The organism is Bradyrhizobium sp. AC87j1, from assembly GCF_002936975.1.
In the GTDB taxonomy this organism is placed as follows: domain Bacteria; phylum Pseudomonadota; class Alphaproteobacteria; order Rhizobiales; family Xanthobacteraceae; genus Bradyrhizobium; species Bradyrhizobium shewense.
The window spans coordinates 37,284-60,067 of record NZ_PTFE01000041.1; the positions used below are offsets into that span (position 1 = coordinate 37,284).

A 22,784-nucleotide genomic window follows, 5' to 3' on the forward strand; every position below is an offset into this window, starting at 1 on the left:
TGGATCGACGGGTGCTCCTGTAGCCCGGGTGAGCGCAGCGACTCCCGGGCTCTGCGCAGCAGCGTGCGAACGCTGCTGCGCGTCCGGGACACCAAGGCTGAGCAAGTGGGTGACTGGGCTTGCCGAACGCTCCCAGCATTTCGTCTCAAATTGCAACCCGCGCGTGCAAGAAGTCTTGATCGGGTGTGATCTAGGGGTGAACGCCCGGCTTGAACGCGCGTGCCGGGCACAACGACTAATGCATGAGGGGTCAGGGAAACGTGATTACGTCTCCTCTTCCTAAAGTACCAAAATGGTGCTTTAGTGCTTTCCATGAGCCAGTCGCCCCGAAACGCGCCGTCAGCGCTGCGTTACAGGCTTGCCCCTGATCCGGCCGCCAAGGCCGCGCTGGAGGCGACGTTTAGGGCTTATGACCGTATGATGGAGATCCTCGATGAGGTCGCGCGGAGCCACAATGTGGGCTCCAATGTCGTCCTGCTGCATGCCCACGCCTATGACCCGATCCGCAAACAGACCGCGCTGCCTTCGCGCCTGGTGACGCTGGGCCTGCGTGACCGCGCCGAGTATCGCGCGGCACAGGGCCGCCGTCTGCCGCTCGACGACAAGCTCGCCAAGATCAAGGGCCCGGCCACCATTTCGATCGCGACCGTCGAGGGACGCTTCAGCGTGCCCTTCGACTATGCCGGCTATGCCGAGGGCTGGGGGCAGAGTGCGCCCGCGCGCCTCATCCGCACCGACGACGGCTTTGAAGTTCACTACGGCGTCACGCCGAACAATCTGCCAGAGGAGGAGAACGCCATGGATACCATCGCTGCCGCTCCCGAAAACTTCCTGTCCCGGGTCGGGCGCTTGATCGCCGGGATCGCCTATGACGCGATCGAGCAGGCGGAAGGCAAGAACAAGCTGAAAGTGGTCGGCCAGGCCATCCGCGAGATCGAGCGCGCCGAGAGCGAAGCGCGCGACGCGCTCGCCGCTGCGCGTGCCGAGGAATATCGCCTCAATGCGCGCCGCACCGAGATCGAACGCGAGATGGCCGATCTCGCCCCCAAGATCGAGGGCGCGATCGCTGACAGCCGCGACGATCTCGCCCGCGCCGGCATCGCGCGGCAGATGGATCTGGAGGCGCAGTTCGATGTGCTCTCCCGCGCCATCGACGAGAACAACGAGAAGATCGAGCAATGCATCACCTCGCTGCGCGCGGTGCTTTCCGCGCTTCAGGATGCCGAGCAGCGCCGCGCCGATCTCGAAAGGAGCGAGGCGGCGGCAAGCCATCAGGCCTCGACGTCATCCCGAAAACAGGGCGGTGGCTCTGCTGCGGCGAAGGCGCTGCGGGCGGGCAGGGCGGTGGCACGCGCCACCGGCGTGCCGCCGGGCATTCCCTATTCGAGCGACATCGACGAGCTCAGCGCGCTGCATCGCGACAAGGAAATTGCGGCGAGGCTCGCGCGGTTGAAGTCGCGCTCCTGAGTGCCGTGTCATGAGCGCTCTGCTCGAACACGTCATGTCGCCGGAGGTCAGGCCGTTCGCGATCGCGGCGGCCATGATCCTCATCGTCGGCTCGATCGAAGTGGTCTCGATGCTGGTCGGGGCTTCCTTGAGCGAAATGCTCGGCACCAACATCGATTTCGGTCACCCCAGCGACAATGGCGTGATCAACGCCATTTCCTGGATCAATGTCGGCGGCGTGCCGCTTCTGATCTTCCTGCTGCTGCTGCTCGGCGCCTTCTCCATCACCGGCTTCCTGATCCAGGACATCGCGCGAATGGTTGCGGGGCCCTTGCCGGCAACAGTCGCCTCGGTCGGGGCCGTCGTGGTCTCGGTTCCGGTGGTCCGCACCGCCAGCAGGGCGATCGCGCGGGTCATTCCCAAGGATGAAAGCTATGCCGTCGGCTTAGGGGATCTCGTCGGTCGCATCGGTGAGGTCGTCATCGGTCCGCTCGACCAGGGGCCGCCCGGCCGCGTCAGCGTCGCCGACGTCCACGGCAACCGCCATTTCGTCTGGGCGGTTGCGGCGCCGGCGTCATCGCCCCTGCCACAGGGAACCATGGTCCTGCTGGTCGACCGCGACGGCACCCGCTTCGTGGCGGTCAAGGCCGACGATGAACTCAAACCTTCCAAGCCCACTCTAAACAGCTAGCAAGTCATTATCGGAGAACATCATGTTCGACATTGCAGTCCCGGCCATGATCGGCGTCGCGCTGATCGTCGTCCTGGGGATCGTCTTCACCATCCTCTACAAGCGCGCCACCCGCGACGAGGCCTTCGTGCGCACCGGCCTCGGCGGCAAGAAGGTCGTGCTCGACGGCGGCGCCATGATCCTGCCGATCTTCCACTCCTATGCCAGCGTCAATCTGAAGACGCTGCGGCTCACGGTGGAACGCAAGGAGCGGGAATCCCTCATCACCAGGGACCGGCTGCGCGTCGACATCGTCGCCGAATTCTACGTGCGCGTTCGCCCCGACGACGAGAGTATCGCGCTTGCGAGCCAGACGCTGGGGGCACTGACCAATGACGCCGAAGCCCTGCGCAACCAGGTCGAGGCGAAATTCGTCGACGGCCTGCGCTCGGTGGCGGCGACCATGAGCATCCTCGAGCTCCAGGAGAAGCGCTCGGACTTCGTCAAGCATGTGCAGGCGACAGTCGAGTCCGACGTCAAATCCAACGGCCTCGAGCTTGAATCCGTGTCGCTCACGAAGCTCGACCAGACCGACGTCAAGTTCTTCAACCCGGAAAACTTCTTCGACGCCGAAGGTCTCACCCAGCTCAAGACCGTCACCGAGACGCGCCGGCGTGACCGTAACGCCATCGTGCGCGACAACGAGGTGGCGATCGCCCAGAAGGACCTCGAGGCGCGGCAGCAGACCCTCGGCATCGAGCGGACCAAGAAGGAGGCCGAGCTGTCGCAGGAGCGCGACATCGCCAACAAGACCGCGAGCACCCGCGCCGAGGTCGCAACCGCGACGCAGACCGCGCGCCTCACCGAGGAGAATGCCCGCATCGACACCGACAGGGCGGTCGCCGAGAAGGAGGCGGGCGCCAAGCAGGTCAAGGAAACCGCGGTGATCGAGTCCGATCTGGCGATCAACAAGCGCAAGACCGACGCCCAGCGCGAGATCCAGATCGCGACCCAAGAGAACGAGATCCAGATCGCCTCCAAGAGCAAGCAGACCTCAGAGGCCGTTGCCGAGGCCAAGACCGCCGAAGCGATCGCGGTCTCCGCGGAGGAAAAGGTCGTGACCGCACGCGCGGTCGAGGTCGCCGATCGTGCCCGTCTCACCCAGGTGCTGGCCGCGCGGACCGAGGCCGAGCGCAAATCAACCGAGCTGATCGTCGCAGCCGAAGCCGAGAAGAAGGCCTCGCTCGATCGCGCCGAGGCCGTCAAGACGCTGGCCACGGCCGAAGCCGAGTCCAACAAGATCAAGGCCGTGGGCGTGCGCAACATCGGTGAGGCGGAAGCTGCCGTCATCACCATGAAGAACGAGGCGCAGAACAAGCTCGGCAGCAACGTCATCGACTTCGAGATCGCCAAGAAGCGGATCGAGACGATGCCGGCGGCGCTGGCCGAGATGGTCAAGCCGATCGCCAACCTCAAGGACGTCCGTATCCTGCACACCGGCGGCGCGTTTGGCGGCAGCGGCGCCGGCGGAGGCAATGTCGGCTTCGGCGAGGGACTCGCCGGCGAGCTCCTCAAGGTGCATGCGCTGCGTCCGATGATCGACGAGATCCTGCGCCAGAGCGGCTTTGCGCCCGGCGACGATCCGGTGACGGCGCTGGTCGGCGCCGTGACGGGGAAGAGCAACGGGGCCGCCGTGCTGGCGCCGGCGCCGGAGAAGACCAACAACGCCGATCTATGAATGCCCGTTCATTGCTGCGGAGAATTCGAATCGATAAACAGGCTGAGCGCGTCTCGCGTCGCGCTACGTCCCGGAGTGCGATCGATCGTCTTGAACCTTTCGATCGCACTTCGGACGAATCTTCCAAGGCAACACCATTGGTTGCCGCGGCGCCTGCGCCGATCGACGCCAGGCGCTGAAGCCTGTTTCGATCGGGGAATTTCATATGAAATATTTTCTGTCTGGACTGATCGCGATCGGCCTTTCGATCGCCGCCATGCCGTCGTTCGCGGCCGATGCCCGCAACGTCACCGTCGTCAACGAGACCGGCTATGCCATCAAATTCCTGGGCTTCAACGCGCCGGATGATGGCCTGGACGAATGGGACAACGAACTCGACAAGGTCTTGCAGAACCAGGCCAGCACTTATGTCGAGTTCGACGAGGACGACGACGGCTGCGTCTGGAACATCCGCGTCGACTGGCAGAGCTACGACGAGGCCGTGCTCTGGAAGAACGTCAACCTCTGCAAGATGACCGCGCTTCGGCTGCGCTACGATCCCGGCACCAAGACCACTTCGTTCCTTGCCGAGTAGCCTTTGGCCGACACGGCCCGGAGGAGGGGGCATCCCAGCCTTCCTCCGGCGCATTGCGCATGATGACGAATTCGTCCTTTGCAAGCGCAAGCGGCTTTGTTATACGCAGCCGCGCGCGAACGACTGGTTCGCCTTTTCCTCGGTAGCTCAGCGGTAGAGCATCCGACTGTTAATCGGATGGTCGCTGGTTCGAATCCAGCCCGGGGAGCCAAATCCTTCCGCAAATTCAACGGATTACGGGCGCATTCTCGCGCGATGCGCGATTTCGTTGCCGTGCCCTCTGAACCGCGCTGTCGCGATTCCATCTGGGAATCGCATTCAAGCAGATGTGTTGTGGGTTGGCCCCGTCGCGCCATGCGGACGGCGCCAAATCGACTCAATTGAAATCGAGCTTCGCGATAGCCGGATCTTAACGGAGCTGATTCCCATGCCAGACATCCAGGTCGACCATATGGCCCCCTCGATTCTGCCGGCCGACATTCCCGAGCTCAGCGACGACGAATGCCTCGCCTGTCTGGCGCGTGCGGTCGAGACGCCCGATTCGGCACGGCTGGACGAGGTCGCCGCTCTGATCGGTCGCCTCGCGGTGGCCATCGAATAATCCGTCCCGACCCTGATGCGGTAACATGCGGAAGCCCTAGCCCCGCAGGCTAACGGCCGTGTTGCGTTTTGGCCGTGCATGCTCCAAAGATGCCGCGAATTTCGTCCGCGGCATCGTCCGCCTTGCAGGGTCCGCAAATGTCCGGTTTCTCGACCGCGCGCCTCAAAATGGTCGATGGCCAGGTGCGCACCAGTGACGTCACCGACCGTCGTGTTCTCGATGCCATGCTCACGGTTCCGCGCGAGGCCTTCGTGCCGGCCGACCGGCAGGCGTTGGCCTACCTCGATCTCGACCTCGACGTGAGCGAAGGCGCCGCCAAGCGGTTCCTGATCAAGCCGCAGCTGACCGGCAAGCTGCTCCAGGCCGCCGAAATCGGCGAGGGCGACAACGTGCTGGTGGTCGGCTGCGCCACGGGCTACCTCGCGGCGCTGGTCGCCAAGCTCGCGCAGCAGGTTACCGCCACCGAGTGCGATCCGGCTTTGGCCGCGAACGCCAAGGCCGCCCTGGCTGCCCTGAACCTTGCCAATGTCACCTGCAAGGCCGCGGCCTGCGCCGAAGGGGATCCTTCCGCCGCTCCCTATGACGTGATCATCCTCAATGGCGCGACTGAGGTCGTGCCGGAAGCGCTGCTCGGGCAGCTGAAGGAGGGCGGGCGTCTGGTGGGGGTGTCCGCCGAATCCAGGCCGCCGCGTGCCATAATCGTGACCCATACCCATGGTGAATTCGGCCATCGGGCCCTGTTCGACGCTGCCGCTCCGGTCCTTCCCGGGCTGGAACGGGCGGCCGCCTTCGTCTTCTGACGGCCCAAAACGCGATAAAATCCCGTTCTGAATCAGAAGTGTGGCCGGGATGCTGCACGTGAAGAGTTTCCACCAAGAACTACCTTCAGGTAGTTCCGTCGCGCTTGACCGCGTCTTATGTTGCGGCGGGGCAACGACTCCACTCGTAGACGGTAACCCAGCTCGCGGGCACGAGCCGGGCGTTAGAATGAACGGAATTTTTGGGATGCATGGGGTGAAGCTCTTCACCGGAGCTGCGGTTTCGGTCCTGCTGCTCGCGCTTGCCGGGCCGACGCCTGCCTTGGCGGACACGATCGAGTCCGCGCTGGTGCGCGCCTATCAAAACAATCCACAGCTCAACGCACAGCGCGCCCAGGTGCGCTCGACTGACGAAAACGTGCCGCAGGCGCTGTCGGGATATCGCCCCAAGGTCGCGCTGACGGCGAGCGGGGGCATTCAGTACTCGGACTTCAAAAGTGCGTCCAATAGCGATCCGATAAACGGTAAGGGCTATCCCCGAAGCGTGGGACTGACTGCTACCCAGACGCTCTACAACGGCAACCAGACCGCCAACAGAACGCGCGCCGCGGAGAGTCAGGTTTCCGGCTCCCGCGAAGCGCTGCGCAGCCTCGATCAGAGCATATTGCTCCTGGCCGCCACGACCTACATGGATTATCTGCGCGACTCGGCGACGCTCGAAGTCCAGCGCAGCAACGTGCGGGTGCTCGAGCAGACGCTCAAGCAGACTCGTGACCGCTTCAACGTCGGCGAAGTGACGCGCACCGACGTTGCACAGTCGGAAGCACAGCTGGCGGCAGGCAGGACGCAGGCCCTGACCGCGGAAGCAAATCTCACCACGACGCGCGCGAACTTCCGCCGTATCATCGGCAACGAGCCGACGAATCTGGCACCCGGCTCGCCGGTGGACCGTTTCCTGCCCGCGACGCTCGCTGCCGCGGTCGAGCTCGGCCTCGTCGAGCATCCCAACGTCACGGCCGCGATGTTCGGCATCGACGTCAATTTCTTGCAGGTCAAGGTTGCCGAGGGCGCTCTGCTGCCCACGGTCACCCTGCAGGCGGGCGTGACCCAGGCCTACGAACAATCTTTGATTCAGTACCGCTCGCTCAGCGCTTCCGCGCTCGCGCAGATCTCGGTGCCGATCTATCAGGGCGGTAGCGAATATTCGCTGATCCGCCAGTCCAAGGAAAACCTGGCGCAGCAACGTCTCAACCTCGAAAACACGCGGGATCAGACCCGCGCGACCGTCGTGCAGTGGTGGGGTTCGCTGCAGGCCGGCAAGGCGCAGGTGCAATCGGCGCAGGCGCAGGTGACGGCGTCCGAGATCGCGCTGAACGGCGTGCGTGAAGAGGCCAAGGCCGGTCAGCGCACCACGCTCGACGTGCTCAACGCGCAGCAGGCGCTGGTCAATGCGCGCGTCGCGCTGGTGACCGCGCAGCATGACCGGGTTGTTGCATCCTATAACGTCCTCTCGGCCGTCGGCCGTCTCGCGCCGCAGGTCCTCGGCCTTGCGACCACGGTTTACGATCCCAGCGTTCACTACCATCAGGTCCGCGACAGCTGGGCCGGCGTGCGTACGCCTGACGGGCGCTGATTCCCGTACTCGTCCGGTCGGCCTCGTGAATGCCGAGGCCGACCGGCGCTTTGCTTGCAATCATCAAAATCCCTGACATAGCCTTGCCAAGACGATGCGGGTCGATTCGCCTCGCAGTGATGCCGTGTGCGTAAAGCTTGAGTGCCGGGGGCAGGGGCGCACTGCTGCACGTTGAGCCGTGATCTGGGGACAAGTCGGGCTGCCGCGACGAAAATGTCGGGCCACCCATCCGGAACCGGCCAATCCTGTCGTGCTTGGTGTAAAACAACGCATGCGAGGGCGTTGATGATGTGGAGTCGGAGATGACGCAGCCTGCAAAGGTCACAGAACCCTCGATGGAGGAGATTCTGGCCTCGATCCGGCGCATCATTGCCGACGATGAGGCCAAGCCGCCGCCGGCGGAGGCCGCAAAGCCCGCGCCAGCTCCTGCTGCGCCCGCACCCAAGCCGCAGGCGATGAACGACATTCCGCCCTCCAAGGTTGCCCCTGCCAAACCTGCCGCTGAAAAACCTGCGCCACCTCCGGCCGCAAAGCCGGCACCGGCCCCACCGCCTGCGGCGGAGGCGTCACCGAACAGCCAGGACGACATTGACGCGCTCCTGGCAGGGCTCGATACGGCCACAACCGCGCCGGAGGTCCGCGAGCCTGAGCCGGAGCCCGAGCCTGAGCCCGACGTGCTCGAATTGACCGACGAGATGGCGATGGATCCGACACCGCCTCCGCCGCCGCCGAGCTTCCGCAAGGTCGAGCCGCGCGACGATCTCGAATTCGCCGAATCGCCGCCGCCGCGTCCGACGCCGCCGCCGTCCTACGCGCCGGTGGATTTCGATGCTCCGCCGCTGCCGCCGCAGCAGCCGATGCTCGCGCAGTCGACCGTCTCGGCGGTCGAATCCGCCTTCAACTCCCTGGCCCATACGGTGCTCAGCAGCAATGCACGGACGCTGGAGGATCTGGTCAAGGAGATGCTGCGTCCGATGCTGAAATCCTGGCTCGACGACAATTTGCCGGGCCTCGTTGAACGCATCGTGAAGGCCGAAATCGAGCGGGTCTCGCGCGGCGGCCGCTGAGACGGTCGTGCGGCCCCGATAAAGCCCTGCTCCTGCAGCATATTCGGTCTGCGGACCGGGCTGGAAAGCCTTTGCCGCTGAGCTTCCCGTTGACTTGACCCGCACACGCGGCTTTCTAACAGCCCCATGATCGAGAAAAATTACCAGCCCGCCGATATCGAAGCCCGCATGTCCGTGGTGTGGGAGGACAGCCTTGCCTTCAAGGCCGGCCGCCCCGACCGCCGCGACGCCGTGCCGTTTACCATCGTGATCCCGCCGCCGAACGTGACGGGCTCGCTGCACATGGGCCACGCCCTCAACAACACGCTGCAGGACATCCTGTGCCGGTTCGAGCGCATGCGCGGCCGCGACGTGCTGTGGCAGCCCGGCACCGACCATGCCGGCATCGCCACCCAGATGGTGGTCGAGCGGCAACTGATGGAGCGCCAGCAGCCCGGCCGCCGCGAGATGGGCCGCGAGAAATTCCTGGAGCGGGTCTGGCAGTGGAAGGCCGAGAGCGGCGACACCATCATCAACCAGCTCAAGCGGCTCGGCGCCTCCTGCGACTGGTCGCGCGAACGCTTCACCATGGACGAGGGCCTGTCGAAGGCCGTCATCAAGGTGTTCGTCGAGCTCCATCGCGACGGCCTGATCTACAAGGACAAGCGGCTGGTGAACTGGGACACCAAGCTGCTCACCGCGATCTCTGATCTCGAGGTGCAGCAGACCGAGGTGAAGGGACACCTCTGGTATCTGCGCTATCCGATCGAGGGCAAGACGTTCAATCCTGAGGATCCCTCGAGCTTCATCGTCGTCGCCACCACGCGCCCCGAGACCATGCTGGGCGATACCGGCGTTGCCGTGCATCCCGAGGACGAGCGCTACCTGAAGCTGGTCGGCAAGAACGTGATTCTGCCGCTGGTCGGCCGCAAGATCCAGATCGTCGCCGACGAGTATTCCGATCCGGAGAAGGGCTCGGGTGCAGTCAAGGTGACGCCGGCGCACGACTTCAACGACTTCGAGGTCGGCAATCGCCACGGCCTGCGCCGCATCAGCGTGCTGGACAGGGAAGGCTGTCTCGATCTCGTCGACAACGAGGACTATCTGCGCGACCTGCCGGAAGGCGCCTCGCAATTCGCCGAGGAATTCCACAAGGTCGACCGCTTCGTCGCGCGCAAGCGCATCGTCGAGCGGCTGGAATCGTTCGGCTTCGTCGAGCGGATCGAACCGCACACCCACATGGTGCCGCACGGCGACCGCTCCAACAGCGTGATCGAGCCGTACCTGACCGACCAGTGGTATGTCGACGCCAAGACGCTGGCAAAGCCCGCGATCGCGGCGGTGCGGTCGGGCGAGACGTCGTTCGTGCCGAAAAACTGGGAAAAGACCTATTTCGAATGGATGGAGAACATCCAGCCCTGGTGCATCTCGCGCCAGCTCTGGTGGGGTCACCAGATCCCGGCCTGGTACGGACCTGATGGCAAGGTGTTCGTCGCCGAGACCGAGGAGGAGGCCGTCAGCCACGCGCTCGGCTACTACGTCGAGCAGGAAGTCATCACGGCCGAGCAGGGCCGCGAGATGGCGCTTGACCGCAACAAGCGCGAGGGCTTCATCACGCGCGACGAGGACGTGCTCGACACCTGGTTCTCCTCGGCGCTGTGGCCGTTCTCGACGCTCGGCTGGCCCGAGGACGCGCCCGAGGTGCAGCGCTATTACCCGACCAATGCGCTGGTGACCGGCTTCGACATCATCTTCTTCTGGGTCGCCCGCATGATGATGATGGGCCTGCACTTCATGAAGGAGGTGCCGTTCTCGACCATCTACATCCACGCCCTCGTCCGCGACGAGAAGGGCGCCAAGATGTCGAAGTCGAAGGGCAACGTCATCGATCCGCTCAACCTGATCGACGAATACGGCGCGGACGCGCTGCGCTTCACGCTGGCCGCGATGGCGGCGCAGGGCCGCGACATCAAGCTCGCCACCAGCCGCGTCGAGGGCTATCGCAATTTCGCGACCAAGCTCTGGAATGCGTCGCGCTTCGCCGAAATGAACCACTGCGCCGTGCCCGAGGGTTTCGAGCCGGCGAAGGCCAAGGAGACGCTGAACCGCTGGATCGCGCATGAAAGCGCGCACACCACGCGTGAGGTGACCGAGGCGATCGAGGCCTATCGCTTCAACGATGCCGCCGGTGCGATCTATCGCTTCGTCTGGAACGTCTATTGCGACTGGTATGTCGAGCTCGCAAAACCCGTGCTGCTCGGCCCGGACAGCCCGGCCAAGGACGAGACCCGTGCCATGGTCGCCTGGGCCCGCGATGAGATCCTGAAGCTGCTGCATCCCTTCATGCCCTTCATCACCGAGGAGCTGTGGGAGGTGACGGCCAAGCGCGACGGTCTGCTCGCATTGGCGCAATGGCCGCTGAAGCCGGCCGAGCCGACGCCGGAGCAGCTCGCAATCCTCGCTGCGGCGGCCGGGCCGACCGAACCCCTGATGTCGCCGATGCTGGTCATGCCGATCTTCGACCACGCCGACTTCACCGATCCCAAGGCGGAAGCCGAGATCGGCTGGGTGATCGACCTGATCACACAGATCCGTTCGGTGCGTGCCGAGATGAACATTCCGCCGGCAACGCTGACGGCGCTGGTGCTCGTCGGCGCCTCCGCCGAAACCAGGGACCGCGTGCCGCGCTGGACCGACGTCATCAAGCGCATGGCGCGGCTGTCGGACATCTCCTTCGCCGACCGCGCGCCCGACGGTGCGGTTCAGCTGCTCGTGCGCGGCGAAGTCGCCGCGCTGCCGCTGAAGGGCGTGATCGACGTCGCTGCCGAGCGCACGCGTCTCGACAAGGAGATCGGCAAGGCCGACGCCGATATCAAGCGCGCCGAGTCCAAGCTCGCGAACGAAAAGTTCGTCGCCAACGCGGCCGAGGAGGTCGTCGAGGAGGAGCGCGAAAAGCGCGAGGCGGCGCTAGCCCGCAAGGCCAAGCTGCTCGAAGCCATGGAGCGGTTGAAGCAGGCCACTTAGGCCTACTTCGGAAACGGCTTGCTCAAAAACTTCGAGCCCCTGACGCCATAGCGCCAGGGCAGCTCGACAGCCTTGGTGATGCCGATCCGGATGCCGGCGACCACCTCCAACTCCTCGGTCCGCGCATGCAGCGCGATCGGAGGCCGGTCCAGCGGCAGCGTGTTGTGCGCGATGGTGATGCCGAGCGCCTCGGTCAGCTTGCCCGGACCCGAGCACAGCGCGTGCGCATCCTGGAGATGACGGCGGCGCCGCATGGCGGCGATCCCGTGCGTCGGCTCCAGCGCGCGGATCAGCACGGCGCTGGCCGAGCCTTCCTCCTCGCAGACGAAGTTCACGCACCAGTGGATGCCGTAGGAGCGATAGACATAGGCATAGCCCGGCGGGCCGAACATGACCTGGTTCCGCGGCGTCGGACCGTTGTAGGAGTGCGCCGCGGGCTCGGTATGATGATAGGCCTCGACTTCGACGATGAGGCCGCCGACGCCGTCGACCAGCATGGTCGCACCAATCAGGTCCCGGGCGACGTCGCGGACGTTGCGGTCGAAAAAGCCGCGCTTGAGCAGCTTGCCGAGGCGCGGGGGTGAGGACTTCGAGCTTGGAGCCATTCGAGGTGAGAATCGCCTGAGAACAGAGCAAGATATTGCCCATATCTGCCATGTTCCCTGAAGCGGCGCGAGCCGGGTTGCGATGCGTGGCGAGACCGACTAGGTAGGACCTGAACAGACCGGACACCCCATGGTCGTTATTGTCGATACCATCACGAACCCGCTGCGCCCGCGCCACCCCGAAAAGGTGAATCGCCCTGACTCCGCTTCGCCGCCGAAGCCGGACTGGATTCGCGTGCGCGCGCCGAACACCCGCGGCTATGCCGACACCCGCAACATCGTGCGGTCCAACGGCCTGCACACGGTGTGCGAGGAAGCTGGCTGCCCGAACATCGGCGAGTGCTGGGACAAAAAGCACGCGACTTTCATGATCATGGGTGACACCTGCACCCGTGCCTGCGCGTTCTGCAACGTCAAGACCGGCCTACCCAATGCGCTGGATGCAGCCGAGCCTGAGAACGTCGCCGAGGCGACCGCCAAGCTCGGCCTCGCCCACGTCGTCGTCACCTCCGTGGACCGCGACGACCTCACTGACGGCGGCGCCGAGCACTTTGCCCAGACCATCCGCGCCATCCGCGCCGCGTGCCCTACGACCACGATCGAGATCCTGACGCCCGACTTCCTTCGCAAGGAGGGGGCGCTCGAGGTGGTCGTTGCCGCCAAGCCCGACGTCTTCAACCACAATCTCGAGACCGTGCCGTCGCGCTATCTGACGGTGCGGCCGGGCGCGCGCTATTTCCATTCGATCCGGCTGTTGCAGCGGGTCAAGGAGCTCGATCCCACCATCTTCACCAAGTCCGGCATCATGGTCGGCCTCGGCGAGGAGCGCCACGAGGTGCAGCAGGTGATGGACGATCTGCGCTCCGCCGACGTCGATTTTCTGACCATCGGGCAGTACCTGCAGCCGACCCGCAAGCACCACGCCGTGATGCGCTACGTGCCGCCGGACGAGTTCGCCTCTTACGAGAAGGTCGCCTACACCAAGGGCTTCCTGATGGTGTCGGCGAGCCCGCTCACCCGCTCGTCGCATCATGCCGGCGAGGATTTTGCGAGACTGAAGGCCGCGCGGGCCGCGACTGCCCGCTGAACCGCCATGCCCAAATTTTCGAGCAAGCGCCGTGTCAATCACAGCGCCTCCGAGATGTTCGATCTGGTCGCCGACGTCGAGCGCTACCCGGAATTCGTGCCGCTGTGCAGCGCGCTGAAGGTGCGCCAGCGCATGACCAAGCCTGATGGCACCGAGGTGCTGGTCGCCGACATGACGGTGTCGTTCAAGCTGGTCAAGGAATCCTTCACCAGCCGCGTGAGCCTCGACCGCGCCAATCAGAAGATCCTGGTCGAATATCTGCAAGGTCCTTTCAGCAACCTGGAAAATCGCTGGACGTTCGAGCCCAAAGGTGAGGGCGTCTGCGACGTCGGGTTCTTCCTGTCCTACGAATTCAAGAGCCGCATGCTGGCGCTGCTGATGGGCTCGATGTTCGACGCCGCCTTCGCGCGCTTTTCCACTGCGTTCGAGAAACGGGCCGACGCGATCTATGGGCGGAAGCTGGCGTCGTCGTAGCTGCCATGGGCTCTCGTGTCCCGGACGCGCTGCAACGCCATAGCGCGCGAAGACGCGCGTAAACGCGCTTACGGCGCTGCTGCGCAGAGCCGGGACCCAGAAGGCAACACGGCAAAATGCGGAGAGATGGGCCCCGGCTCTGCAGCGCACCGCCGAAAGAGGCGCTGCGCCGCGTCCGGGGCACGAGCCTCCAACTTCAATCCACCGCCTTCACCACATCGGGCGGCTGCGAGGCGTAATACGCCGCGGCCTGCTCGATCTCCTGCGGCGTCATTGCGCGGGCGATGTTGCGCATCTGCTGGCTGATGTCGTTGCGCCGTTCGCCGGAGGCGAAGGCGTGCAGCTGCGCCTTCATGTAGGCCTCGGACTGCCCCTCCAGCCACGGGCTGCCGGTCTTGTTGTCGAGACTGCCATGGCAGGCGCCGCAGGGCGCGATCCCGCGCATCGGCGCGCCGTAGATGACGATGTTGGGTTTCGGCAATTGCGGCGTCGGATGATAGGCGGGAAGCCGCGGCAGATAGGCGTAATAATTGGAGAGATCGGCGATCTCCTGGTCGGTCAGGTTGACCGCGAACGGCGACATCACGGCATTGGTGCGCGCACCCGAGCGGAAATCGTGCAGCTCCTTGTAGATCACGGCCGCGTACTGGCCGGCGAGATTGGGCGAGTCCGCGCGGCTGACGCCGGTCGGGCCATGACAGATCGCGCAGCGCTGCGCCAGCGTCGCGCCGCGGCCGATCGCTTCCTGGCTCGGACGTGACAACGTGTTCGAGGTCAGCACGACCTCGGACAGGCGTTTTGCCTGTTCGGGCGCCGTGACGCTGGCCGCACGCTGCGGTACGCCGGCGGCGCTGCAGATCGCATCCCAGACGCCGGCGAACTGAACCCAAGGCTGTGCGAACGGCAGCACGATGAAGCCGGCAATCGCGGTGACGACGAAGATCGCGGCAGTGATGCCGACGCCGGTCCTGAAATGGCGGTTGCGGAGGGTGAAGAGGTCGCGCGTGCTCATCACTGCGCTCCCACATAGACGGCCGGCACCGAGGTGCCCGAACTCAGCGCCAGATTCAGGATCGGATAGCCGTAATTGGTCAGCGTGAGGCCGATCATCAGTGCCACCCACAGCGCGTGGGTGTTGAGCGCGACCGGGACGGTTGTCGGCTGATGCACGGCCAGCGCGAAGCGATAGGGCCCAGCGTCGATTTGAGGCGCGCGCATGCCACGCGCCAGGATGACGATGAACATGATGCCCGACGCCAGCAGGATGAAGCCGCCGATCGCCGAGAGCGTGACGGAGAGCGCCTGCGGCGCGATCGCGGGATCGCCGAAGTCGAAATAGGCCATGCGGCGCGGCATGCCCAAAATGCCGACCCAGTGCCACGGGAAGGTCGTCACGATCATGCCGATGAACCACAGCCAGAGCTGGGTGCGGATCAGGCGGATATCGATCAGCTCGCGCCCGGTCAGATGCGGCCAGAGATCATAGGCGATCGCAAAATACATGATGACGATGGCGCCGCCGAAGATCAGGTGGAAATGGCCGGTGATCCACTGCGTGTTGTGGATCGAGGCATCGAGCTGATAGCTCATGTTGATGAGGCCGCCGGCGCCGCCGAAGCCGAGCATGACGAAGGAGAACGCCAGCGCCAGCATCATCGGATTGTCCCAGGGCAGGGCCCCGATCCAGCCGAACATGCCGCGGCCGCCGCGCAGCCGCGCCGCGATCTCGACTGAAGCGCAGATCGTGAACACGGTCAGCAGCGTCGGCAGCGCGACCAGAGCCGTGAAGGCCGAATGGATGAACTTGAAGCCGGCGCCTACCTGCGGATCGGCAAAGGTGTGGTGCATGCCGATCGGCATCGACACCACCAGGAACAGGATGAAGGCGATCCGCGCCATCGAGTCGGAATAGACGCGGCCGCCGATCGCGCGCGGCACGATGGTGTAATAGGCGATGTAGGTCGGCATCAGCCAGAAATAGACGATGGCGTGCAGCGTCCATGAGAAGAAGATGCGCGCCAGGCCGGCATCGATGGTGGCCTTGAGGCCTGCCGCAACCGGAATGATCTGGAGCAGCAGCTCGAGCGCGGCGCCGACCGCGGTCCAAGCCCACAAATACGAGCCCGCGACGTTGGCGAACATGGCGAGCGGCACCGGCGCGCCGGGATTGGCCTTGCGCCAGACGCGCAGATTGACCGACATCAGCGCGACCCAGATCCACGAGCCGACCACGACCAGGACGACGCCGAGGTAATAGAAGACGTTGCCGATCAGCGGCGGATAGAAGGTGTAGAGCACCGAGGCACGGCCGAGCGCGATCGGGATCACCGCCATGATGCTGCCGGCGACGATCAACCAGAATCCCGCCCAGGCCCAGCGCACGCCAACCAGGCGCTGCTGCAGCGCGGACTCGCTGATGGCGTAGCCGAATGCCATCGCCACCAGGGTCGGGAAGACGTAGCCCATCACCGTGCCGTGGGCGGTCAGCGAGCGGTAATAGAGCTCCGGGTTGGAGAGCCAGGTGCCGATCGGGCTGCGGATGAACATCTGCCAGGCGCCGAGCGTGAGCGCGATGCCGAACACGGCGAAGGCCAGCCAGAAATGGGCGAGGATGAGCTTCCTATTGACCAACACAGCTCAGCCTCCCGCCACCCTTCGCGCGATCGGCGAATTCGGTCTTGTCGATCACCTTGACCTTGCCCCACATGCCCTCGTGGCCAAAGCTGCAAAACTCCTGGCAGGGCATCAGATAATCGCCGGTCTTCGCGAAGCGCATCAGCTGCTCGGAGATGTAGCCTGGCACCAGCATGGCGTTGACGTTGGTACCCTGAATGAGGATGCCGTGGACGACGTCGGCGCTGGTGGCCCGCAGCGTGATCGGCGTATCCGCGGGCACCACGATGCAGGCCGGCGTGAAGGAATATTGCTGGCCGATTGCGCGCACGGTGACGTTGCCGTTGGCCTCCAGCACGCTGCCGAGATTGCTCTCGACGAATTCGCCGGACAGATGCAGGCGCGAGGGATCGGTGATCTCGACGCGCGGCTGCGGCATGGTCGCGCGATGGATGCCGGCGAAAGCCGCCAGCAGCGCCATCATCACGATGATGATCACGGCGATGGTCGCCCAGCGCCGCTCGACGCGGGCCGCGACCTCGGCGCTGTCGTGATGAGTTTCCTCTGCGCTCATTGCAGCGATCCGCGGGGCAGGAAGACAAACAGATAGAAGGCGAGCCACATCGCGACCACGCAGGCGGTGGCGATGCCGGCGAGCACGATCGCGCCGGACGGACTTTGCGCGACGACCTCCTCGACGGCCTGGTCGGCGCTAGCGGGGCTGGTCGGCGGATCGGAGTTGATCATGAGATTCTCAATTCAGCGGTGCGGAGCGCAGCTCGTTGGCCTCGCGCGCCGAGACCGGCGTGCCGCGATTGCCCCAGGCGGTGCGGATGTAGGAGACGACGGCGGCGATCTCGTTGTCGGACAACAGACCGGCGAACGGCGGCATGCCGTAGGGCATCGGATTGCCCTTGGTGCCCGGCGGATAGCCGCCATTGAGCACCATGCGGATCGGATTGACCGCCGACTGCATCTCGATCGACTGGTTGTTGGCGAGCGGCGGCCAGTGCGGCGGCTTGCCTTCGCCCTGGGTGCCGTGACAGCTCGCGCAATGCCTGTCGTAGACAGTCTTGCCGAGGCTGATCAGCAGGCTGCTCTCGGTGGTCGGCAGGGTCGAGCTTGCCGGCGGCGGAGGCGAGGGCTCGGCAATGCCCTTGAGGTACACCGCCATCGCCTTGGTGTCCTCGTCGTTGAGATATTGCAGGCTGTTGTGCACGACCTCGGCCATCGGGCCGTAGACCACGCCGCGCATGGAGACGCCGGTCTGCAGCAGGTCGGTGATGTCCTTGATGCTCCAGTCGCCGAGCCCGGCCTCGCGGTTTGACGTGAGCGAGGGCGCGTACCAGTTCTGCATCGGGATCAGGCCGCCTTTGAAGGCGTCCGATTGCGAGGTGCCGCCGAGCGCGTTGATCGGCGAATGGCACATGCCGCAATGGCCGAGGCCCTCGACCAGATATGCGCCGCGATTCCATTCCGCGGATTTCTTCGGATCGGGCTTGAACTCGCCTTCGCTGAAGAACAGCGTGCGCCATCCCAGGATGAGCTGCCGGTTGTCGTAGGGAAAGCGCAACTCGTGCGGCTTGTTCTTCTGGCTCACCGGCGCGATCGAGCGCAGATAGGCGAAGATCGCGTCGCTGTCGGCGCGCGTCACCTTGGTGTAGGACGCGAACGGCATCGCCGGATAGATCAACCCGCCGTCCGGGAAACGGCCGCTGTGCATGGTCTTGTAGAAGTCGTCGGCGCTCCATTTGCCGATTCCGGTATCCGGGTCCGGCGTGATGTTGGAGGTGTAGAGCGTGCCGAACGGCGTCGGCATGGCGCGGCCGCCGGCGAACAGGCGGCCCTCCGGCGCGGTATGGCAGGCCGTGCAATCGCCGGCACGGGCGAGATATTCGCCGCGGGCGATGATGTCGCTGCTCTTGTCCTGCGCTTGCGCGGCCGTGGTGAGCGCCGCGAGGGCCAGGAGCTTGATCGATATGAGTGCGGTCGACAGTTTCGAGCCCATCATCCGCCTCGTCAATTGGGCTGGCTGCCGCAGCCGAAAGGCAGCGCGTAGGTGCCTTTCGGCACGGGGGCCGGGTTCGTGGGCGCCGGCCGTGTCGCGAGCCAGGCCGCGACCGCGGTGACGTCCGCCTCGGTCAGATGGCCTGCGACTTGCTGCATGCAGTCTGGCGATTTCGCCGTGCGGGTGCCGTAGCGCCAGGCGCCGAGCTGGGCGCTGATGTAATTGGCGCGCAGGCCGAGCAGGCCGGGGATGCCGGGTTGCATGCCGGCGAGTCCCGGGCCATGGCAGCTCACGCAGGCCGGAATATTGCGGCTGGCATCGCCGCTGGTGGCGAGCAGCTCGCCCTGCGCCAGCACGTCCTTGCTGACCTCGCTCGGCGCCGGCTGCGGCAGCGGCGGATGTTCGCCGGCAAAATATTCCGCCATCGCCTCCAGATACGGATCAGGCAGAAACTCCAGCAGATAGTTCATGGGCGGATATTTGCGGCGGCCGCTGCGGAAGGCGAGCAGCTGATTGTAGAGATAGCCGGCGGGCTTGCCGGCAAGCCGCGGGAAATAGACGTCGCTGGTGCCTTCGCCCTTGTTGCCGTGACAGGGCGTGCAAGCCTCGACCCGCGCCGCCATCGTATCCGGCGGCTGGTTGGCCGTTTGTGCGGCCGCACCATCAATGGTGGCCAAGGTGATGGTGGCCAAGACAATGGTGGCCAAGGTGATAGTCACGGCGACTGATGCCGCGGCGCGAGCGAACAATTTCGTCGCCCTCCAGTGTGCTGGTCCGGTTGATTCCGGATCACAACGTAGAGCGGCATTATTGCGCCAATATTTTCTCGCGCAAGATCGGAGACGCGTGATGACGTTTGGTCGCGCCGTCTGCATTCGCGATTCCGATCGAATTGGACAGACTTGCGTGTTTTTTTCGAAAACTGAACATAACGCTGCGGTCTCGCGGCAGTTCCTGCCCGAGTCCTGCATTGGTCATGTCGCCCTCAGATGTCAGAGGGCGCAGGGAAGACCGGGTGCCGGCTGGCACCCGCGGTCCACTGCGCGAATCCTGCGTGACAAGAAGCTGCACAGCGGCATACAGGTGTAGCCAGGACAACCCGGCCTTCCCTGCGCAGTGGTTTGACGGCTTATGCCGAGCTCTCCCCGGGGAGCGATGCACTATTGCCCCCGTCGCCTTGCAGATGGCTGACGCGCGCACCCGGTCGGGCAACACGCATCACCGCAAGACTTGACGCGCAGACCCCGGGCGTCAGGACGACACGGTTTTGCCGTACGCAGATCACAGCGGTCGTGTGCGCAAAAGGCTCGTCGCTCACGGTTGCCCGCCCTGCAATGCCTCTCGCGCCGATGTGACTAGCGTCCACCGCAGCTCACCCCACGTTTCGTGACGATCGCGATACGCCCCTCTGACCGGGGTGAGGTGGCGGGACAATGTGACAAAGCCGAAATTCTGTAAAGGCGAATATTTTCGCCTGCGCGCCTTGCCCTACGGCTAGCGTGTTTTGCCCGTCGGCAACGCCAGGGATCGTGGACGTAGGGCGGATTAGCCGAAGGGGTAATCCGCCGTGCCAGACACCGAGGAGAGAGACGCGGCGGATTGCGCTTCGCTAATCCGCCCTGCGGGACCGTGTTCCCTTCGGGATCAATTCGCGCCGCAGTGAGTTTGCAACCGATTGTCCGGGTTGGAGCCGCCATGACCATCAATTTCGACACGTTGAAAGCCTCGCTCGTCCTGTATGGCTTGAACGCGATTTACGCGATCCTTCTGCTCGCGATCGGCTGGTACCTGTCGGGCGCCATGCAGCGGTTCGTCACGCGACTGTTGAGTGTCACGCATCGCGTCGACCCGCTCGTGACATTGTTCGTGGGCAGCCTCGCACGCTACGGCGTGCTGGCGGTGGTCGGCATCGCCGTGCTTCAGCTCTTCGGCATTCAGACCGCGAGCCTCGTCGCCGTGCTGGGCGCGACCTCGCTCGCCATTGGCCTGGCACTTCAGGGCACGCTCTCCAATCTCGCCGCCGGCGTGATGCTGCTGCTGTTCCGGCCCTTTCATATCGGTAACGATGTCGAGGTCGCCGGCAAGGCGGGCAAAGTGAAGTCGCTGTCGCTGTTCATGACCGAGCTGGTCGCGCCCGACAACACGCAGATCCTGTTGCCCAACGGCCAGGTGTGGGGCGCGGCCATCATCAACCGCAGCGCCTATCCCGGCACGGGCGAGGTCAAGGTTGCGTTTCCGGTCAGGGCCGGATCGGCCAACGCGCTGGCAGACCAGATCCTGAAACAGCTGCGCGACGATCCCCGCATCGCCAAGGGTGTCGCACCGTCGGTCAATGTGTCGAAGGTGATCGCCGCCGATCCCGCGGCGCCCGTCGTGGAATTGACGGTCAGCGCAAGGGTGAATCCGTCGGATGCCGATGCGGTCAGGCAGCGGGTGCTCGACCATGCGAGCGCGCTGCTGGCGGCGGCCTGAGGCGCTTCAGCCCCGCGGCGACCGCGGCGTCCGTCGTTTGGCCACATGCCGGCGCGGCGAGCGTGTCACGCGCGGGCGCAGGCGGCTTGCAGCGGGACGGCGCGGCTTGGCCTGGGGCTGCGGGCCGCGGGCCAGATCCATCAGCATGCGCAGTGCCTCGACCACCGAGCGCGCGCGCACGGCGCTGCGGCCGATCGCGCCAAAACGGTGCTCGCGGTGGATGATGCGGCCGTCGCGCGCGGCGGCGGCGAAATGCACGAGACCGACCGGCTTGCCGGGCGTCGCGCCTCCGGGGCCGGCAATGCCGGTGATGGCGACGGCGAGATCGACGCCGGCACGCTCCAGCGCGCCGACCGCCATCGCAGTCGCGGTCTCCTTGCTGACGGCACCGAAGTTCGTGAGCGTGCTCGCCTCGACGCCGAGCATCGCGCGCTTGGCGTCGTTGGAATAGGTGACGAAGCCACGGTCGATCACGTCGGAGGAGCCGGGGATGTCGGTCAGCGCGCCGGCGACGAGGCCGCCGGTGCAGGATTCAGCCGTCGCGATCGTCAGCTTGCGCATCCGGCACAGGTCGAGCAGCGAGCGGGAGAGGGCGCGTGCGTCGCTGCCGCCCATGGCCTAGACGCTCCAGGGAAGACGGATGGTGGCGCTCGCGGTGGCCGCGATGCCTTCCTCACGGCCGGTGAAGCCGAGTCGCTCGCTGGTGGTCGCCTTCACCGCGACGCGCGAGATGTCGACGCCGGAGACCTCGGCGATGCGCGCGCGCATGGTGTCGCGCAGCGGGCCGATCTTCGGCCGCTCGCAGATCATGGTCACCTCGAGATTGGCGACGCGCCCGCCGCGCCCCGTGACGCGCTCGATGGCGTATTTCAGGAACTGGTCGGAGGAGGCGCCCTTCCACTTCGCATCGCTCGGCGGAAAGTGCGAGCCGATGTCGCCGTCGGCGAGCGCGCCGAGGATGGCGTCGACCAGTGCATGCAGGCCGACATCGCCGTCGGAATGGGCAAGAAAACCCTTGGTGTGAGGCACGCGCACGCCGCAGAGCATGAGATGGTCGCCTTCGCCGAAGGCGTGCACGTCATAGCCGGTGCCGGTCCTGATATCGCCGAGCTGGGCAGCCAGGCGCGCTTCCTCGCGCACGAAATCCTCGGGAGTGGTGAGCTTCATGTTGGCAACATCGCCTTCAAAGGTTGCAACCGTCAATCCCGCCCATTCGGCAATCGCGGCATCGTCGGTGAAATCGCTGCGGCCGTCGTTCGCCGCGCGACGATGCGCTTCGAGGATGACATCGAAACGAAAGGATTGCGGCGTCTGCGCGATGCGCAGGCGCGCGCGGTCCGGGGTGCCCTCGACATTGCCGCCATCGCCGGTGAGCTTGATGGTGTCGGTGACGGGAACGGCGGGGATCGCAGCGCCGGCGCGGCTCGCCGCCTCGATCGCGCGCGAGATCAATCCTTCCGAGACGAAGGGGCGGGCGGCGTCGTGGATCAGCACGATGTCGGGCTCGTGCTTGACCAGCGCTTCGAGGCCAGCGAGCACCGAGGCCTGCCGGGTCGCACCGCCATTGGTCGGCGGCTCGTGCTTGAGCCCCGCGACCGCGGCCGTGAACATGGCGCTGTCATCGGGGTTCACCACCGGCTGCACCGCAAACACGTCGGCGTGGCGGCTGAAGGCTTCCATGGCGCGATAGATCACGGGCACGCCGCCGATCTCGCGATATTGCTTCGGCCCGCCGGCGCCCGCACGCAGTCCACGCCCGGCTGCCACGAGGACGACTGCGGTGCGTTGTGATTTCGCCATAGGACTCGAATACTCAGTTGGTGATGGAGAGTCGGGAGTGGGGTGATTGCCGCATGCCTCTAGCACGGCAGGCCCGCAAAAAAAGGGGGTTTCCCCGGATTGTTGGAAACACCAATTTGCTGCACTGCACTTGAAAGATTTGCAGAATTGTCTAAACTGTAGGCATGACGCTTGACTGCACAAGAATTGTGCGCAAGATAGGTCATGGCAGGCGCGATGAGGCCCTGCCCAGTCA

At 65.2% G+C, this 22,784-nt stretch carries 21 protein-coding genes and 1 tRNA gene; 13 read left to right on the forward strand and 9 right to left on the reverse strand.

The window, feature by feature from the left end:
- Positions 1 to 303 precede the first annotated feature (303 nt).
- The 10 genes from CV770_RS21355 to CV770_RS21400 all read left to right on the forward strand — a co-directional run bounded on the left by CV770_RS21355 (position 304) and on the right by CV770_RS21400 (position 11,490).
- Positions 304 to 1,467 (forward strand): PspA/IM30 family protein, encoded by a 1,164-nt coding sequence (locus CV770_RS21355; RefSeq protein ID WP_104463721.1) that lies wholly within the window; start codon positions 304 to 306, stop codon positions 1,465 to 1,467.
- Positions 1,468 to 1,477: 10 nt separating this feature from the next.
- Positions 1,478 to 2,137, forward strand: coding sequence for an OB-fold-containig protein (locus tag CV770_RS21360; RefSeq protein WP_104463722.1), 660 nt, complete (start codon positions 1,478 to 1,480; stop codon positions 2,135 to 2,137).
- 22 nt (positions 2,138 to 2,159) lie between these two features.
- Positions 2,160 to 3,854: a flotillin family protein gene (locus CV770_RS21365; protein ID WP_104463723.1), complete on the forward strand. Its 1,695-nt coding sequence runs from the start codon at positions 2,160 to 2,162 to the stop codon at positions 3,852 to 3,854.
- A 205-nt stretch (positions 3,855 to 4,059) separates the two neighbouring features.
- Positions 4,060 to 4,428, forward strand: coding sequence for a hypothetical protein (locus tag CV770_RS21370; RefSeq protein ID WP_091956732.1), 369 nt, complete (start codon positions 4,060 to 4,062; stop codon positions 4,426 to 4,428).
- A gap of 136 nt (positions 4,429 to 4,564) precedes the next feature.
- A tRNA-Asn gene (locus tag CV770_RS21375) sits at positions 4,565 to 4,639 on the forward strand.
- 216 nt (positions 4,640 to 4,855) lie between these two features.
- On the forward strand, positions 4,856 to 5,029 hold the full coding sequence (locus tag CV770_RS21380; RefSeq protein ID WP_018320416.1) for a hypothetical protein: 174 nt from the start codon (positions 4,856 to 4,858) through the stop codon (positions 5,027 to 5,029).
- A 137-nt stretch (positions 5,030 to 5,166) separates the two neighbouring features.
- Positions 5,167 to 5,829 carry a protein-L-isoaspartate O-methyltransferase family protein gene (locus CV770_RS21385; RefSeq protein WP_104463724.1) on the forward strand — a complete coding sequence of 221 codons (663 nt, stop codon included), beginning with the start codon at positions 5,167 to 5,169 and terminating at the stop codon, positions 5,827 to 5,829.
- A gap of 205 nt (positions 5,830 to 6,034) precedes the next feature.
- On the forward strand, positions 6,035 to 7,420 hold the full coding sequence (locus CV770_RS21390; protein ID WP_104463725.1) for a TolC family outer membrane protein: 1,386 nt from the start codon (positions 6,035 to 6,037) through the stop codon (positions 7,418 to 7,420).
- Positions 7,421 to 7,722: 302 nt separating this feature from the next.
- Positions 7,723 to 8,487, forward strand: a complete 765-nt coding sequence (locus CV770_RS21395; protein ID WP_165637336.1) for a PopZ family protein — start codon at positions 7,723 to 7,725, stop codon at positions 8,485 to 8,487.
- Positions 8,488 to 8,613: 126 nt separating this feature from the next.
- Positions 8,614 to 11,490: a valine--tRNA ligase gene (locus CV770_RS21400; RefSeq protein WP_104463726.1), complete on the forward strand. Its 2,877-nt coding sequence runs from the start codon at positions 8,614 to 8,616 to the stop codon at positions 11,488 to 11,490.
- Between the two features lie 2 nt (positions 11,491 to 11,492).
- Here the strand turns inward: CV770_RS21400 and CV770_RS21405 are convergent, their stop codons facing one another.
- A complete protein-coding gene (locus CV770_RS21405; RefSeq protein ID WP_104463727.1) occupies positions 11,493 to 12,095 on the reverse strand; it encodes a DNA-3-methyladenine glycosylase in 603 nt (200 codons plus the stop codon).
- Between the two features lie 130 nt (positions 12,096 to 12,225).
- Between CV770_RS21405 and lipA the strand changes: the two genes are divergently transcribed.
- Together lipA and CV770_RS21415 are read left to right on the forward strand one after the other, a co-directional pair.
- Positions 12,226 to 13,182, forward strand: coding sequence for a lipoyl synthase (gene lipA / locus CV770_RS21410; protein WP_104463728.1), 957 nt, complete (start codon positions 12,226 to 12,228; stop codon positions 13,180 to 13,182).
- Between the two features lie 6 nt (positions 13,183 to 13,188).
- Complete coding sequence (locus CV770_RS21415; protein WP_104463729.1) at positions 13,189 to 13,656, forward strand: type II toxin-antitoxin system RatA family toxin; 468 nt, start codon at positions 13,189 to 13,191, stop codon at positions 13,654 to 13,656.
- Between the two features lie 196 nt (positions 13,657 to 13,852).
- Here the strand turns inward: CV770_RS21415 and CV770_RS21420 are convergent, their stop codons facing one another.
- Genes CV770_RS21420 through CV770_RS21440 form a run of 6 tightly spaced genes read right to left on the reverse strand, consistent with a single transcriptional unit; the run spans position 13,853 to position 19,026 of the window.
- Positions 13,853 to 14,668, reverse strand: a complete 816-nt coding sequence (locus CV770_RS21420; RefSeq protein ID WP_201759963.1) for a c-type cytochrome — start codon at positions 14,666 to 14,668, stop codon at positions 13,853 to 13,855.
- Positions 14,668 to 16,290 carry a b(o/a)3-type cytochrome-c oxidase subunit 1 gene (locus tag CV770_RS21425; protein ID WP_104463731.1) on the reverse strand — a complete coding sequence of 541 codons (1,623 nt, stop codon included), beginning with the start codon at positions 16,288 to 16,290 and terminating at the stop codon, positions 14,668 to 14,670. Before CV770_RS21425 ends, CV770_RS21420 begins: the two co-directional genes overlap by 1 nt.
- The gene (locus tag CV770_RS21430; RefSeq protein WP_104463732.1) at positions 16,277 to 16,843 is read right to left on the reverse strand and encodes a cupredoxin domain-containing protein; all 567 of its coding nucleotides are present in this window, start codon (positions 16,841 to 16,843) and stop codon (positions 16,277 to 16,279) included. Before CV770_RS21430 ends, CV770_RS21425 begins: the two co-directional genes overlap by 14 nt.
- Positions 16,840 to 17,016 (reverse strand): hypothetical protein, encoded by a 177-nt coding sequence (locus tag CV770_RS42695; protein WP_201759964.1) that lies wholly within the window; start codon positions 17,014 to 17,016, stop codon positions 16,840 to 16,842. Before CV770_RS42695 ends, CV770_RS21430 begins: the two co-directional genes overlap by 4 nt.
- A gap of 7 nt (positions 17,017 to 17,023) precedes the next feature.
- Positions 17,024 to 18,280 (reverse strand): cytochrome c, encoded by a 1,257-nt coding sequence (locus CV770_RS21435; RefSeq protein WP_104463733.1) that lies wholly within the window; start codon positions 18,278 to 18,280, stop codon positions 17,024 to 17,026.
- Between the two features lie 8 nt (positions 18,281 to 18,288).
- Positions 18,289 to 19,026 (reverse strand): c-type cytochrome, encoded by a 738-nt coding sequence (locus CV770_RS21440; RefSeq protein WP_104463734.1) that lies wholly within the window; start codon positions 19,024 to 19,026, stop codon positions 18,289 to 18,291.
- A gap of 946 nt (positions 19,027 to 19,972) precedes the next feature.
- Here CV770_RS21440 and CV770_RS21450 point away from each other — a divergent pair.
- A complete protein-coding gene (locus CV770_RS21450) occupies positions 19,973 to 20,749 on the forward strand; it encodes a mechanosensitive ion channel family protein (protein WP_104463736.1) in 777 nt (258 codons plus the stop codon).
- A 6-nt stretch (positions 20,750 to 20,755) separates the two neighbouring features.
- Here CV770_RS21450 and CV770_RS21455 read toward each other — a convergent pair whose 3' ends face one another.
- Together CV770_RS21455 and CV770_RS21460 are read right to left on the reverse strand one after the other, a co-directional pair.
- The gene (locus tag CV770_RS21455) at positions 20,756 to 21,364 is read right to left on the reverse strand and encodes a CinA family protein (protein WP_104463737.1); all 609 of its coding nucleotides are present in this window, start codon (positions 21,362 to 21,364) and stop codon (positions 20,756 to 20,758) included.
- A 3-nt stretch (positions 21,365 to 21,367) separates the two neighbouring features.
- On the reverse strand, positions 21,368 to 22,549 hold the full coding sequence (locus CV770_RS21460) for a bifunctional 2-C-methyl-D-erythritol 4-phosphate cytidylyltransferase/2-C-methyl-D-erythritol 2,4-cyclodiphosphate synthase (RefSeq protein WP_104463738.1): 1,182 nt from the start codon (positions 22,547 to 22,549) through the stop codon (positions 21,368 to 21,370).
- Between the last annotated feature and the right edge of the window lie 235 nt (positions 22,550 to 22,784).